Origin of the sequence: Crystallibacter permensis (genome assembly GCF_025960875.1) — a bacterium.
Classification (GTDB): domain Bacteria; phylum Actinomycetota; class Actinomycetes; order Actinomycetales; family Micrococcaceae; genus Crystallibacter; species Crystallibacter permensis.
Genome location: NZ_JAODLR010000015.1, coordinates 46,105 through 59,362, shown reverse-complemented (window position 1 = coordinate 59,362; position 13,258 = coordinate 46,105). Strand labels below are relative to the sequence as shown.

At 66.1% G+C, this 13,258-nt stretch carries 14 protein-coding genes; 5 read left to right on the top strand and 9 right to left on the bottom strand.

Annotation, left to right across the window (positions count from 1 at the left end; translation table 11 throughout):
* Nucleotides 1-228 precede the first annotated feature (228 nt).
* On the bottom strand, nt 229-519 hold the full coding sequence (locus tag B0G38_RS16160) for a DUF3040 domain-containing protein (protein ID WP_169991356.1): 291 nt from the start codon (nt 517-519) through the stop codon (nt 229-231).
* 573 nt (nt 520-1,092) lie between these two features.
* On the bottom strand, nt 1,093-2,085 hold the full coding sequence (locus tag B0G38_RS16155) for an NAD-dependent epimerase/dehydratase family protein (protein WP_264670351.1): 993 nt from the start codon (nt 2,083-2,085) through the stop codon (nt 1,093-1,095).
* A 202-nt stretch (nt 2,086-2,287) separates the two neighbouring features.
* Between B0G38_RS16155 and B0G38_RS16150 the strand changes: the two genes are divergently transcribed.
* Nucleotides 2,288-3,406 carry an NAD(P)-dependent alcohol dehydrogenase gene (locus tag B0G38_RS16150; protein ID WP_264670350.1) on the top strand — a complete coding sequence of 373 codons (1,119 nt, stop codon included), beginning with the start codon at nt 2,288-2,290 and terminating at the stop codon, nt 3,404-3,406.
* A 170-nt stretch (nt 3,407-3,576) separates the two neighbouring features.
* A complete protein-coding gene (locus B0G38_RS16145; protein ID WP_264670349.1) occupies nt 3,577-4,476 on the top strand; it encodes a pullulanase X25 domain-containing protein in 900 nt (299 codons plus the stop codon).
* A 130-nt stretch (nt 4,477-4,606) separates the two neighbouring features.
* Here the strand turns inward: B0G38_RS16145 and B0G38_RS16140 are convergent, their stop codons facing one another.
* The gene (locus B0G38_RS16140; RefSeq protein ID WP_264670348.1) at nt 4,607-4,879 is read right to left on the bottom strand and encodes a DUF3040 domain-containing protein; all 273 of its coding nucleotides are present in this window, start codon (nt 4,877-4,879) and stop codon (nt 4,607-4,609) included.
* Between the two features lie 106 nt (nt 4,880-4,985).
* Nucleotides 4,986-5,930, bottom strand: coding sequence for an NAD-dependent epimerase/dehydratase family protein (locus tag B0G38_RS16135; protein ID WP_264670347.1), 945 nt, complete (start codon nt 5,928-5,930; stop codon nt 4,986-4,988).
* A 138-nt stretch (nt 5,931-6,068) separates the two neighbouring features.
* Here B0G38_RS16135 and B0G38_RS16130 point away from each other — a divergent pair, with 138 nt between their 5' ends.
* Nucleotides 6,069-6,770, top strand: a complete 702-nt coding sequence (locus B0G38_RS16130) for a TetR/AcrR family transcriptional regulator (RefSeq protein ID WP_264670346.1) — start codon at nt 6,069-6,071, stop codon at nt 6,768-6,770.
* A 40-nt stretch (nt 6,771-6,810) separates the two neighbouring features.
* Here B0G38_RS16130 and B0G38_RS16125 read toward each other — a convergent pair whose 3' ends face one another.
* Complete coding sequence (locus tag B0G38_RS16125; RefSeq protein WP_264670345.1) at nt 6,811-7,521, bottom strand: HAD family hydrolase; 711 nt, start codon at nt 7,519-7,521, stop codon at nt 6,811-6,813.
* A 217-nt stretch (nt 7,522-7,738) separates the two neighbouring features.
* On the opposite strand from B0G38_RS16125, the gene B0G38_RS16120 reads away from it, so the two are divergent.
* Nucleotides 7,739-8,464 (top strand): hypothetical protein, encoded by a 726-nt coding sequence (locus B0G38_RS16120; protein WP_264670344.1) that lies wholly within the window; start codon nt 7,739-7,741, stop codon nt 8,462-8,464.
* Nucleotides 8,465-8,538: 74 nt separating this feature from the next.
* On the top strand, nt 8,539-8,940 hold the full coding sequence (locus B0G38_RS16115; RefSeq protein ID WP_264670343.1) for a hypothetical protein: 402 nt from the start codon (nt 8,539-8,541) through the stop codon (nt 8,938-8,940).
* Between the two features lie 214 nt (nt 8,941-9,154).
* Here B0G38_RS16115 and B0G38_RS16110 read toward each other — a convergent pair whose 3' ends face one another.
* From B0G38_RS16110 to B0G38_RS16095, 4 genes are all read right to left on the bottom strand, one after another.
* Nucleotides 9,155-9,772, bottom strand: a complete 618-nt coding sequence (locus B0G38_RS16110) for a DUF305 domain-containing protein (RefSeq protein WP_264670342.1) — start codon at nt 9,770-9,772, stop codon at nt 9,155-9,157.
* Between the two features lie 117 nt (nt 9,773-9,889).
* Nucleotides 9,890-10,360, bottom strand: coding sequence for a DUF6153 family protein (locus B0G38_RS16105; RefSeq protein WP_264670341.1), 471 nt, complete (start codon nt 10,358-10,360; stop codon nt 9,890-9,892).
* Nucleotides 10,361-10,446: 86 nt separating this feature from the next.
* Nucleotides 10,447-12,591, bottom strand: a complete 2,145-nt coding sequence (locus tag B0G38_RS16100; RefSeq protein ID WP_413542081.1) for a heavy metal translocating P-type ATPase — start codon at nt 12,589-12,591, stop codon at nt 10,447-10,449.
* Between the two features lie 28 nt (nt 12,592-12,619).
* Complete coding sequence (locus B0G38_RS16095; RefSeq protein ID WP_264670340.1) at nt 12,620-12,964, bottom strand: heavy-metal-associated domain-containing protein; 345 nt, start codon at nt 12,962-12,964, stop codon at nt 12,620-12,622.
* Nucleotides 12,965-13,258: the final 294 nt, after the last annotated feature.

Below are 13,258 nucleotides of genomic sequence, written 5' to 3'. Positions count from 1 at the left end.
GGGGCGGGGGAACTTCGTGGGCTTGCCGGACTCCACCTGTTCACCGCTGCGTTAACCGCTGCGTGTTTGCTCGGGGTTGCAGGAGATTTCCGCTTCGGCGGAACGAATGATTCAGGCGAGGCAGACCGGGGGAGTGCGTGGAACAACCCGTTGGTCGAAGCCCGGGCGCGCCAGCACCCGCCGGTCAGGACGCCGCCGTGGAAAAGTTCAACTCACTGCTGGATTGAGCTAGTGCTGGGGGCCGTGATGCACGTGCCCCCGGAACCAGTCCGTGCCGGAGACCAGCAGCCCGCCCGCGAACGCGATGACGCCCACCATGGCCAGCAGTAGCGAGTTGCCGGCGATGCCGGCCAGCAGCAGGAACGCCCCGGCCAGCGCCATTAATGCCCCGTTGCCGATTCGGTGCCCGAAGACGAGGACACCCTTGCCGGAGAGGGATTTGGCCAAGCGTGGATCATCTTCTTCCAGCTGGTGCCCAAGCTTGTCCAGCCGTTGTCGTTCCTCATCGGATAATGACATTTCGCGCCTCCTCGAGACCGTGCCGACGTACTACAAATTTACCGCTGTTGGCCGGAAACGGGCAGGACCTTGTGCCCCGAGGATCCGGATCGAACGCAATCGTTATCGCGCCGGAGCCGGGCGAGGATAACGACGGCGGGACGTTGCCGAACCGTGACAGGTCGGCCTACTTCAATACGCGTGGGGCACGACTGGAACGTCGTTCCCCTGACAGCAGTTAGCCCGGCTTAAGGTTCGCGCGGCGGGATGACCGGTCCGGGTTCCGGGATCGGCAATGGACCGGGGGCGGGCGGCGGCGGTTCCGGCGGGTTGTCCGGCTCGGGGCCGGGCAATGGGTTCGGGAACGGATCAGGCGTCATCGGATCAGGCTCACCGGGCTCATTCGGCCTGCCTGGCTCTGACGGGTGCGGCGAGGTAGGATCCGGATCCGGTTCCGGCGGCGGCTGTGGAATAGTCATGACGGTGCCCCTTCTGCGCGGCGTGCTGCCAGCGTACAACCGCGATCCGAAGGCCACAATGGGCCTGCCCCCAGCGGCCTTGCCTGACGCTGGCCTCCCGCCAGGCAGCGGACCGTTAGATCGCGGCGAGGAGCTCGCGCTCTTCCTGGGCGGTCAGTCCGGCCTTGCGCTCGCGGTCCGGTCCGGCCGTCTGCTCCCAGGCCAGCACGTCGGCCAGCGTCTCGGCGAGCGGCCGCAGCTTCAGCCCCGCTGCCACGGCGGCGCCGTTGTCCCGGGACGCGAAACAGGCGTACTCGGGCAGCGGCAACCACAACGGCAAGGAGCGCTCGCCGGACCAGTAGTTGACGCCCGCGTCCGCCAGCCGCTGCGGCTCGACGGAAACCAGCGGTCCGGTGTGGCCCGCGGCCTGGCGGGCACGCTCCAGATGCGCCGGCAGCATCATCGGCTCGCCGACGGCGTTGAACGTGCCGCTGACCTTGCGCTCCGCTGCTCCGACGAGCCAGGCCGCCAGGTCCCGGACATCGATCACCTGCGTAGCCAGCTCCGGCGCATCGGGCACCAGCACACTGCCGTCAGGGGACGCCGGGCGGGCAAAGCGTAGCGGCCAGTAGCCGGTCCGGTCGGAGACATCACCGGGGCCGGCGATCAGACCGGGCCGTGCGATGAACGCCCGGCCGGGACCGAACGCGTCCAGCACGTGCTGCTCGCAGGCGGCCTTGGCTTCCCCATAGGTCTCCATCGATGCCATGACGTCAGCTTCCAGAGCCGGAAGCAGCGGGGCGGACTCATCGGCGCCCGGGATATCGTGGTCCGCGACGCTGCAGGAGGAGACGAAGATGTACCGGCGCGCGCAGCCGGCGAGGGCCTCCGCAGCCCGCCGCACTTGACCGGGCTGACTCGAGACGTCGACGACGGCGTCCCAAGACTGCCGCCCGACGGCAGCATAGGCGTCCGGCGAGTCCCGGTCGGCACGGAAGAAGGCCGCACCGTCCGGCACCGGCCCCGACTCGCCCCGAGCCAAAGCGGTCACGTCGTGACCGAGCCGCAGCGCCGCCGTCGTAATTTTTCCGCCGAGCCATGCCGTACCGCCGAGCACCAGGATCCTCATAGCTTTTATGCAACCTTTGATCGCCGCGGTGCGCCGCAGGATTCACTGACGGTGAACTCGGCGTTGACCGCCATGACCGTGCGGGAGTGCCGCCAGGGCTTGGCCGGATGGCCCTAGCCGGGTCCTCCTTCCGCACCTAGGCTGGCCTCAGCACGATCCACGCCGGGGCGAATCGCCGGCACGCTTACCTGAGGTGGAAACGATGACGACATCAGCCCGGGCCGCCGTCCTGCGCGGAACGCACGAGGACTTCGCGCTCGAAGATATCACTCTGGACAATCCGCGGCCGGACGAGGTGGTGGTACGCGTGGTGGCCAGCGGGGTCTGCGGCACCGATCTGGGCGTGCAGGCGGGCCATATCCCGTTTCCGCTGCCCGGCGTGCTGGGGCATGAAGGGGCGGGCATCGTGGAGGCCACGGGCAGCGCCGTCACATCCGTCAAGCCGGGCGACAAGGTGCTGATGACCTTCACCAGCTGCGGTGTGTGCCGGAACTGCCGCTCCGGGCATCCGGCGTACTGCGTGGAGTTCCTGTCCCGCAACCTGCTCGGCGGCGAACGGGCCGACGGCAGCGCGACCATCCGCCAGGGCGATGAAGTGCTGCACGGGCACTTTTTCGCCCAGTCCTCGTTCTCCACCCTGGTGCTGGCCGACGAGCGCGGGCTGAGCAAAGTGGACCCGGACGCCGACCTTTCCGTGCTGGCCCCGCTGGGCTGCGGCATCCAGACCGGGGCAGGCGCCGTGCTGAACGTGCTGCGGCCGGCACCGGGCAGCACTCTGGCGATCTTCGGCGCCGGGGCCGTGGGCCTTGCCGCCGTGATGGCTGCGGCGTTGACCGGATCGGTGCGGATCATCGTGATGGACCTGGTGGATTCCCGCCTGCAGCTGGCAAAGGAACTCGGCGCCACCGACGTGGTCAACAGCAAGGAAACCGACGCGGGGGAGGCACTCGCGGAGCTGACTGGCGGGGCAGGCGTCACCCATGCGATCGACGCCACCGGGAACGCCGGCGTGCTCGGCACGGCGCTCCATGCGCTGGCCCCGCTGGGCGAGCTGGGACTGATCGGCGCGCCCGCCGCGGGAACGACCGTCGACGTCGATATCAACTACATGCTCAACGGCCGGCGGATCACCGGGATCACCGAAGGCGACTCGATGCCGCAGCTGTTCCTGCCGGCGCTGGTGGAGCTGGTGCAGCAGGGCAGAATGCCGCTGGACAAGCTGGTGACGCCGTACGCGTTCGCGGACATCAATACCGCTGCGCAGACGGCCAAGGAAGGCTCGGTCCTCAAACCCGTCCTGCACTTCCGCGACGAAAGCTGAACCGGCGCGCCGTGTTCCGAATCCGGGCAGGACACCTGTAACATCATTGCCGATTGGGGAGAGCGGTGTCACAAACCGTTAAGTCATGAGGAATTAACCTTTAACTTATCCTTCGGGCATCACCGTCATGCCACACTGCAAGTAAGCGATCGACGATGGGGAAAACCATAATGAGCACAAATCCTGCCGACCGTACTAACCTGCGGCTGAAAATTGTCCTGGACACGCTGGCGGAGGCGGCTGCCTCCGGCGAGGCTGCCATGGGCGGCAGCGCAGTCCTGGCGCAGGCCATCACACAGTTGCCCTTGAGCGATGCTGAAAGCGAGCTGCTTGCCGGGGGAGTCCCGCGGGGCCACAAGTCCCTGACCACCGCCACCAGCAAGCTGGTCAAGGCCGGCTGGCTGGTCAAGAAGCGCGGCGGCTGGGTGCTGACGGACGAGGGGCTGCGCGCCGCGGCCGCTTTCCCGGATGCTGAATCCCTGACCGACGCACTGCAGAACGGTTCACCGGTTCCGGCTGTCGCAGCCGCGGCCGCGAAGACCTCCGGATCGAAGTCCGCGGTGGCACCGGTTGAGGAATCCAAGCAGGCCGGGGGCCGCAAGCCGCGCGCCAAGAAGACTGCTGCCGCAGCGCAAGCAGTTACAGCAGCCGAAACCACAGCTCCGGCAGCCGCGGAGTCCGCAGCACCGACCGCAACCGAGCCTGCAGCTCCAGCCGAACCCGCAGCTCCAGCCCAACCCGCAGCGCCTGCCGCTGCCGTGGATACCGCCGGGCAGCCGGAGGCCGTAGCGCTCGCCGGTGACTTCAGCACCAAGCTCGGTGCGCCGGAAAACTGGCAGCCGCACTTCGACGAGGTCCAGATGGAACTGGATCCGTCGGACCGGCTCTGGAAGCTGACCGCCGAACTGCCCGCGGGCTTCTACACCTACAAGGTCGCGCTGGACCGGTCCTGGGAAGAGAACTACGGCGCGTTCGGCGTCCGCGACGGGGCTAACCACGAGTTCCACCACGACGGCGGCGCCCTGACCTTCCACTACGACCACAAGACCAGGGACGTCAGCCGCGTCTAGCGGTATCAGGCCCGGCGGGACATCGGGTCCAACTCCATTGCCCTCCGCTGGGACTGCGGTGTGTTTCAGTCCCTGAAACGCACCGCGGTCTCGCGCAGGTACAGGTCCTACCGGACAGGCACATGGCTGGTCAGTTTTGACGGATCCAGTCCGTGGCCATCCGGAACATCCCCGCAAGCAGGGTGACCAGGCCGATCACGGACAGCACCGAGATGTTCGTCGAAATGCTGAACAGCAGGAGCAGGGCACCGACCAGCATAAGCTTGGCGCCGAAGCTTAGTTTCCATCTGGCTCCTGGCTGGCGGCCCTTGCCCGAGAGCGAAGCCGCGAGCCTGGGGTCTTCCGATTCCAGCTGCTGTTCCAGTTCGGCCAGCCGCTTTCTCTCCTCGTCGGACAGGGGCATGGACGGCTCCTCAAACTGGATGATGTCAGCGGGACGGCCTCCGCTCTTCGGCGGCGGACCATCAGTATACGTACCGGTTGCCGTTTAGCGGCAGGTGCGGCCGGATTTACCGCCGGGCAGGAGCATGTTCGCCCTGCCACCAGTGCACCGTCTCTTCCGCTGCCGCCGCGACCGGGGTCGGAGCCAGCCCCAGCAGCGCCTGCGTGTAGGACGAGTCCATGACGAACGGCTCCTCGAACTGATAGAGCATCTCAGCCAGTTCGCGGGCGTCGGCCGACAGCAGACCCGCGGCGCGCACCACCCACCCCGGAATCGAACCTACCTTCGGGGGTTCTGCTCCTGCGGCACGGGCAAAGGCCGCCGCCATGGTCCGCTGCGTCACCGCCGGTCCGGTGGGAGCATGCAGCACCGAGTTCCAGGCCGCCGGGTTGTGTGCGGCCGTAATCATAGCCGCGGCGAGGTCGGGCACGTAGGTGAAGGAATGCGGCGTGTCCGGATTTCCCATCACCCGGATAGTCCTGCCCGCCAGGACTGCCGGCACCATGCGCTCGCCGGCGTGGGCATTGAGCGCCCGCGGACCAAAGTAATCCGAGGCCACCATGCTCACGGTGGGCGTCGCCGAAGCCGCCCGTGCCCGAAGCAACTGCGCGCGAATGCCGCGCTTGCCGGACGCTGCCTCCCGTGAACTGCGCTCGGTCATTACGTCCTGCGGCCGGTCATGCGCGTACAGGCTTTCCGGGAAAACAACGACGGCGCCGGCCCGCCCGGCTGCATCGAGTACCGTTTGTTCGGCGGCCGGGAGCTCATGGGCCCACGCCTTGGCGCTGTAGGCGCTGGGATGGATGCAATGGAAGACCGCGACGGCGCCTTCGAGGGCGGCTTCGAATCCGGCCGGCTGCGAGACGTCGACCTTCCGTCGTTCCACCAGAGGGTGCTCGGGTCCGCTTCCCGAGCGCGTCAGCAGCCGGACCGGGTGGCCCTGCCCGGCGAGTTGCTCGGCCACGGTCGAGCCGACCGGCCCGGCGCCGGTGACGATGTGCAGATCTGACATTGCTTGTCCCATCTCTGGAGCCTCCTAGAATCCGAGAGCGGTGCTCTCTCAATAAGGGTGCGCCGTCGTTCCAGCCCTGTCAAGAGCGCTGCTCTCTAAAGTTGACAGTGCTCTCTTATGGGCGGCAGGGTAGAGGGCATGACTGGTACCCCACGGGAGCGTGCACGAGAACAAACCATCACTGAAATTATCCGGATCGGCCGTGAACATTTAGCCGCCGAGGGCGCAGCAGCGCTGTCCCTGCGGGCCGTGGCGCGCGATCTTGGTGTGGTTTCCAGCGCCGTGTACCGGTATGTCAAGAACCGCGACGACCTGTTGACCCTGCTGGTCGTGGATGCCTATAACGATCTGGGCGACGAGGTGGATGAGGCCGTCGTGTCCGCCGGTGCGGATTTCATCGGGCAGTACAAGGCGCTGGCCCGGGCGGTCCGCGGATGGGGTATCTGCGAACCGTCCCGCTACGCGCTGCTGTTCGGCAGCCCTGTTCCGGGCTACCGTGCACCTGCCGAGCGGACCACCGGCCCCGGAACGCGGGTGATCCGGGCACTGGTGGACATCGTCGAAGCGGCCTATCGTGCAGGGAAAATCGTGCCAGGGGAGCAGAGGGAGCAGGGTGCGCTGCAGCCGGTTCTCGCCGATGATCTGGCCCGGATCCGCGCCGAGCTGGATTTGTCTGCTCCGGAGCCGGTGGTCGTTCGCGGCGTGATGGTCTGGTCCGCGCTCTTCGGCGCTGTCAGCTTCGAGGTCTTCGGGCAGTACGGGGAGAACACTTTCACCGACCCGGCCGGACTGTTCGAACAGCATCTGGAGTTCCACGTAAGGTTACTGGGACTCGAGTAGCCGGGCGCCGCCGTCGTTGTTTTACGGGTTGTGGTCTGGTTTACCGGTTTTGGCCTGCATCCGCAGCGCCCGCGGCCAGCCTTCCCAGGGCGCTGGCTTCGAAGTCCGCGAGCAAGGCCGCCGGATCCGTGTGGATTTCGATGGCGCCTGCGTCCCGCAGCTCGGCCTCGCCGGTGCCGCCGCAGGTCAGGCCGATGGTGGGGATGCCCAGTTCGCTGGCGGCCAGGACATCCCAGACGGCGTCGCCGACGAAGAGCGCGTCCGCCGCCTGGAGTCCGCCCGCGTCGAGGGCCGCGGCGAGGATGTCCGGCGCCGGCTTGCTCTCCTCCGCGTCCGAAGAACTCGTGGTGCCGGCCACCGCGTCGTCGGCGTCGATGGCGGCGGTGAGGACGTCCAGTTCGCGCCGTTTCGACGAGGACGCCAGCACTACGGTGAGGCCCGCTCCGGAGCAGTGCTGCAGCAGGTCCTTGGCGCCGTCGAACGCCTGCAGCGCCGGCCAATAGGTGGAGAAAACAGCGCCGTGGGCGGCTTCGGCCTGGCTGTCCTGGTCCTTGTCCCGGTCCTCGCCCAGCAGGTGCGCGATCAGCTTATCCGCGCCCATGCCCACCGCGCGGTGGATGGTGGCCATGGGAACGTTCCGGCCCAACTGGCGGAAGGCGTGCCACCACGAGATGGTGTGCAGATAGTTCGAATCAACCAGGGTGCCGTCCACGTCGAACAGTACGCCGAGCTTGCGGTTGGCCTGCTGCATGGTCTCCTCCTGGTCGATCCTGCGCGGATGTGACCGAGTCTAGCGGCAAGCCTGCCGTGCCATCGCGGGTAATAGTGGTAGAGGGTTTGATCGATCAACCTTCAACCACCCAGTTTCGGAGAGTATCCTAGGTAGTCCATCCACAGCAGTAGGGGCCCGCCGGTCGGCGCCGCGCCCTCAGGACCTGCCCCAAAACTTACCGGATCGAGGTACGGCTGTGTACCAGCTCAAGGACGGATCGCCGCGTTATGGCATCCGCACTGAACATCATGACCAGGCACTGCAGCAGGACACGCTCCCGCGGGGCGGCAGCCCGGAAACGATCGCCCGTGAGGCCTCGCAACTGGGGCTGCACCATTTGGCGGCGGGCGCGGAGCACCGGTTGACCCAGTCCTGGGCGGACGAGGATGATGCGCTGCTGGTGTCGCTTCGGAACGAAAATCCGCTGGAACTCGCCGTGGCCGAGAAGATCGTCAACGAAAAGCTGGGCAGCACGAAGCAGTGGCTGCACAAGGCCCGCACTGTATATAGCCGGCGCCTGGCCCCGGCGGCCGCCCGCCGGCAGACCGCCGGGATGCTGGCCAAAGCGTTGTTCCTGCGGCTGTTCCTGATTGTGCTGCTGATCGGCCCGGCCGTGCTGGCCGTCAGCGTCAACGTTCCGCTGCTGGTCCTGGTGCTTATCGGCGTGGCCTCGATCCTGGCGGCGATGTACCTCGGCGGCGTGGTGACGGAGTGGCTGCGGCTGCCGGTCCATCCTCCCGTCCGTGCAGGCTGGGTCAAGGAACTGCGGCGGGACGTGGTTGATGCCACCCTGCTGGCCGTCCTGCAAAACAAGCGGGCTGCCGTGGACCGCCAAACCGCTGCTGCCGCCGCTCGTGGCTGGAAGCACCTGAGCTTCGTCGCTGGCCAGCTGGACCGGATGGACCAGGGACCGGCACTCTGAGTAGCCCGCTGCGACGGGGAGATTTGTGACGGAGCCGGCCTCCCGCCGTCGTACTTTGGAATAACATCGGAAGTATGCCCAGCGCTTTGGAATCCATCGGCCTGATCACCGAAATTTTGACCTGGGTGGGGCTGGTGCCCGGGCTGCTGCTCCTGCTGGCCGGCTGGATTGTCCGGCACTCTGGCGTGAAGTGGCGCAGCGCGGACGGCGTGGTCTTCATGGACGGCGAGGGGAGCGGTTTCCGCTGGTTCGACAAGCAGCATGGCTTCCTGCAGGCCAGGCTGCCCGTCGAACAGGAGCGCAGCGTGGTGCCCGGGTCCGACGTGCTGATCTATTACGACGCCCACCGGCCGATGACCTATCGGACCACGCCGCCGCCGGAGCGCGGCACGATACTGCTGCTGTTGGGCAAGATCCTCACCGCTGTCGGCGTCGCGGCCTTCGTTGCCGGGCTCATCGTCATGCTGATGCTCTGACTTGTCCGGGGCTGTTCGGACCCGAGCCGTTGAGGCCTGGGGCCGACAACATCAGTTCAGGACATATTTGGGGTCAACCGTGCGGTGTTCATCAGGGAAAAGTCTCCGAGTAAGGGGAAGGCGTCTGCGGGTACGCGCGAGGCCGGGGAGGGAACAGCACGCTGCCGGGGCACCAGGATCAAGCCGAGTGCCCCGGCAACGTGGCCAGGAAGGGTCAGAGACCGGCGAGGAGATCCTTCATCTTCTCGATCTCCGCACTTTGGTCAGCCACGACCGCCTCGGCGAGAGCTACGGCGTCAGCGTTCTTCCCGTTGTCGACTTCCTCTTCAGCCATGACGATGGCGCCCTCGTGGTGGGCGATCATCTGGGTGAGGAACATCCGGGCTGCTTCGTCACCCTGGGCCGTCTCAAGCGCGGCGAGGTCGTCCGGACTCATCATGCCTTCCATGGCATGATCACCGGACATTTCCATCGGCTCGCCCCAAGCCTGCAGCCAGCCGGTCATTTTCTCGATTTCCGGACCCTGGGCGGCCTTGATGCCCTCGGCCAATCGGACGATCTGCGGATCCAGTCCGTCCTTGGTGAGGATAATGTCGCTCATTTCCACGGCCTGCTCATGGTGCGGAATCATCATCTGCGCGAACATGGCGTCCGCGCTGTTATGGTCCGCGGCAACGCCGGAAGAGGCAGCCGAGGGGGACGCAGACATACTGCCGTGGTCCATGCCCGGAATGGTCCCTTCGGTGGTGTCCGATCCTGTGTCCGAACCGCAGCCGGCCAGGAAAAGGGCGGTGGCGACGGCGGTTGCTGAAATGGCGGTAAAGCGCTTCATGGCGGATTCCTTTGTATGCTCAAAAAATTTGCGTGGCTATCAGAGGCGCAGTGCCCCGCACATGCTGCAGGACATGCGGAAACATGCCTTCCAGGTACGGGAGAAGGCGCCGGGATTCTAGGTGCGGCTGATAGAGAGCTGGACGAGTGAAGGAGGACGAAGCGCGGGGACGCCGGGGCCAACCGCTTTGGGCGGCGCACGGAGGCCAGCCCCGCTTCTGATGCGGATCCATTTGGGGACGAAGAGCAGGACGAATCCGGCTACGATCGTCATCAGCACGCAAACAGCAGCCATCAGATGGTGGTCTCCGGCGCAAGGGCCGCCGGCGCAACCATCAGCGGGAAGTATGTCATTGGCAGCGTCAGCCGAAGGGATGGCCGTGTCCGCGTCGGGCGCATGATGCGTGGCATGGGCAACAGCCGCCGGAGCCGACGTGGAGTGACCGGACATGGCCGGTACGGAAGCCTGGTGCGAGACATTCAGGATGTGCATCCCAATGATGCCGAAGATGATCGCGGCCAGTCCCAGGAACAATGCCAGGGTGGGACGTAGGTGCAGACCGAGGCGGGGTGCCGCGCCGTAGCTCATCGTTCCCTGCCTTTCCCTCGGGCCGCATCTGCTGGCCGCCACCAACGGTATCGAAGGGTGGGGGCCCGGGCGAACCTGCCGACCGGTCATTGAACCGCGGCCGGGTCCAGCTTGATACGGCGCAACAGTTGGGCGTTCAAGGCCACAACGATGGTGGACACCGACATCAATACCGCAGCTACCGCCGGGGAGATTGCGACGCCGGCAAAGGCCAGTACACCGGCGGCCAGCGGGACTGCGATGACATTGTAGCCGGTGGCCCAGATGAGGTTCTGGACCATCTTGCGGTAGCTGGCCCGGGACAGATCCACCATGGACAATACTGCCCGCGGATCGTTGCCGGCCAGGACCACGCCGGCCGATTCCATCGCCACGTCCGTTCCCGCTCCAATGGCGATGCCGACCTCCGCCCTGGCAAGGGCAGGGGAGTCGTTTACGCCATCGCCGACCATGGCCACCTTCAGGCCGCGGGACTGCAGTTCGCCGACTTTCTTGTCCTTGTCCTGGGGCAGGACCTGGGCGAAGACTTCGTCGATGTTCAGTTCAGCTGCCACGGCATCGGCGACCTGCTGCGCGTCCCCGGTGATCATGGCGACCCTGATGCCCCGCTTCTGCAGGGCAGCGATCGCCTGACGGGATTCCTCGCGGACCTCGTCCTCCAGGCTGACGGCCCCGATGACCTCTCCGCCGCGGATTACATGAAGCACGGAAGCACCGCGTTCGACCCAGGGACGGGTCTGGTCCCGCAATTCCGGTGGGACCTGCAGGCCTTCGGCCGCGATCAGGTTCGGTCCACCGACCATGACGGTGGAGGCGCCGACGTCGGCCTTGACCCCGCGGCCGGTCAGCGAGGCGAACCCGCTGGCCCTCGGTACACGGAGCCCGCGCTCCCGGGCTGCGGTGACGATTGCGCGGGCGGAGGGATGCTCGCTGTCCGCTTCCACGGCCGCGGCCAGCGCCAGAACGTCGTCGTCGTTCATTTCCTCGATTGCCGCAATGCCTGTCAGGCCGGGCTGTCCCTTGGTCAGGGTTCCCGTCTTATCGAAGAGTACGACGTCGATAGTGCGCATGCGCTCGAGCGCGATGCGGTTCTTGATCAGGACTCCGGCACGGGCAGCTTGTTCCGTAGAGATCGCGATGACCAACGGGATGGCCAGGCCGAGGGCGTGCGGGCAGGCGATGACCAGGACGGTGACCGTCCGGATCACGGCCTCGTCGGGGCTGCCCAGGAGTACCCAGGCGATGAAGGTGATGATGCCGGCGCCGAGGGCGAAGTAGAACAGGAACGCCGCAGCCTTATCCGCCAGCGCCTGCGCTTTGGAGGAGGACGCTTGTGCTTCGGCGACAAGCCGTTGGATGCCGGCCAGCGCGGTGTCGGTGCCGACCGCGCCCACTCTGATGCGCACTGCACTGTCGGTTGCCACCGTTCCGGCCACCACGGTATCGCCGGGGCCACGCGGTACGGTCTTGGACTCACCCGTGATCATTGATTCGTCGAGTTCGGCCCGGCCTTCGATGATTTCGCCGTCGGCGGGCAGCCGCGCACCGGAGCGGACCAGGACGACGTCGTTGACGGAGAGCTCGCTGATGCTGACTGTTTCCGTGCCGTGTTCGGTGATGCGTTCGGCTTCATCGGGCAGCAATTCGGCGAGTGCATCCAGGGCACCGCGTGCCGAACCGAGGGCCCGCATTTCGATCCAGTGGCCCAGCAGCATGATGACTACGAGCAGGGCCAGCTCCCACCAGAAGTCCAGATTGAAGTTGCCGATGCCCAGCGTGGTGATCCAGGATGCGACGAAGGCGACGGTGATGGCCATCGCGATGAGCAGCATCATGCCCGGCTGCCGGCTGCGCAGCTCTGTCCAGCCGCCCTTGAGGAACGGCAAACCTCCGTAGAAGAAGATCAGCGATCCCAGGACCGGCGGGATCCAGAGGGAGCCCGGGAATTCCGGAATGTGGTAGCCGAGCAGGTGGGCAAACATCGGGCTGAAATAGACCACCGGAATGGACAGTGCCAGGCTGAGCCAGAACTTGTTCTTGAACATGGCCGTGCTGTGTCCGGCATGCTGGCCGTGCTCGTGGACGGTGTGTTCCTCGTCCACGGCGGAATGGGCATGGTCTTCAGGCATGGCCTGGCCGTGCGTGTTGTGGTCCATATGCTCAGCTTCGGAAACTGTCGTACGGGCGGATTGGTCTCCGGATGTGCGCCGTCCGTGGTCCTCGTGGTTCATGGTCTTGCTCCCCTCCAGATCCGGCCGATCAAACCGTGCCGGCGAATTCGTACCCTGCTTCAGAGACGGCAGCGCGCACAGCGTCAGGGCTGATGTTTTCGGTGCCGTAAACCGTGACGGTGGAAACGCCGTCCGGGATGAGGCCCACTTCGACGTCGGTAACGCCCTCGAGCCGGCCCAGCTTTTCGGAGACGCCGGCAACGCAATGTCCGCACGTCATGCCGGTGACTTTGAACTGCGCCGACCGGTGGCGGATGTCGGCTGTGTCTACCGCAACCGCCGGTTCTACTGCGCGGTTTCCCTGCGGGGAACAGCAGGCGCAGCCTGATGAAGCCTGAATAAGCGGCAGGTTATGGCTGGATGTGCCACTCATAATGATCTCCTCAGTGAGGTATCGGGATTGGCCTTCGCCAGAACCTTCCATCGGGAAGGCATGCGCTTGAGCCCTGTGTGGACCGTTGGGGGCGTAGGGACCGCGAGGATCCGACGCTGTTTCCGGTAATCACGAACTTATACCCCCCGGGGGTATAAGTCAAGGGCTGTTTGTGACCGGGTCCTAGCCAGGTAGCGCAGCTGCCCCCGCTCGCCAGAAGTTGCCCTGTGTGGGCGGGCAGTAAGGTTTCCGCATCCGAATAGTAAGGCTACTGTGGTTTTGTGAGGTGGTCGG

Bases quoted from the DNA above. Each gene is read 5' to 3' on its own strand.
- B0G38_RS16160 (WP_169991356.1), bottom strand. From the start codon at position 519: ATGTCATTATCCGATGAGGAACGACAACGGCTGGACAAGCTTGGGCAC.
- B0G38_RS16155 (WP_264670351.1), bottom strand. From the start codon at position 2,085: ATGAGGATCCTGGTGCTCGGCGGTACGGCATGGCTCGGCGGAAAAATT.
- B0G38_RS16150 (WP_264670350.1), top strand. From the start codon at position 2,288: ATGACGACATCAGCCCGGGCCGCCGTCCTGCGCGGAACGCACGAGGAC.
- B0G38_RS16145 (WP_264670349.1), top strand. From the start codon at position 3,577: ATGAGCACAAATCCTGCCGACCGTACTAACCTGCGGCTGAAAATTGTC.
- B0G38_RS16140 (WP_264670348.1), bottom strand. From the start codon at position 4,879: ATGCCCCTGTCCGACGAGGAGAGAAAGCGGCTGGCCGAACTGGAACAG.
- B0G38_RS16135 (WP_264670347.1), bottom strand. From the start codon at position 5,930: ATGTCAGATCTGCACATCGTCACCGGCGCCGGGCCGGTCGGCTCGACC.
- B0G38_RS16130 (WP_264670346.1), top strand. From the start codon at position 6,069: ATGACTGGTACCCCACGGGAGCGTGCACGAGAACAAACCATCACTGAA.
- B0G38_RS16125 (WP_264670345.1), bottom strand. From the start codon at position 7,521: ATGCAGCAGGCCAACCGCAAGCTCGGCGTACTGTTCGACGTGGACGGC.
- B0G38_RS16115 (WP_264670343.1), top strand. From the start codon at position 8,539: ATGCCCAGCGCTTTGGAATCCATCGGCCTGATCACCGAAATTTTGACC.
- B0G38_RS16110 (WP_264670342.1), bottom strand. From the start codon at position 9,772: ATGAAGCGCTTTACCGCCATTTCAGCAACCGCCGTCGCCACCGCCCTT.
- B0G38_RS16105 (WP_264670341.1), bottom strand. From the start codon at position 10,360: ATGAGCTACGGCGCGGCACCCCGCCTCGGTCTGCACCTACGTCCCACC.
- B0G38_RS16100 (WP_413542081.1), bottom strand. From the start codon at position 12,591: ATGAACCACGAGGACCACGGACGGCGCACATCCGGAGACCAATCCGCC.
- B0G38_RS16095 (WP_264670340.1), bottom strand. From the start codon at position 12,964: ATGAGTGGCACATCCAGCCATAACCTGCCGCTTATTCAGGCTTCATCA.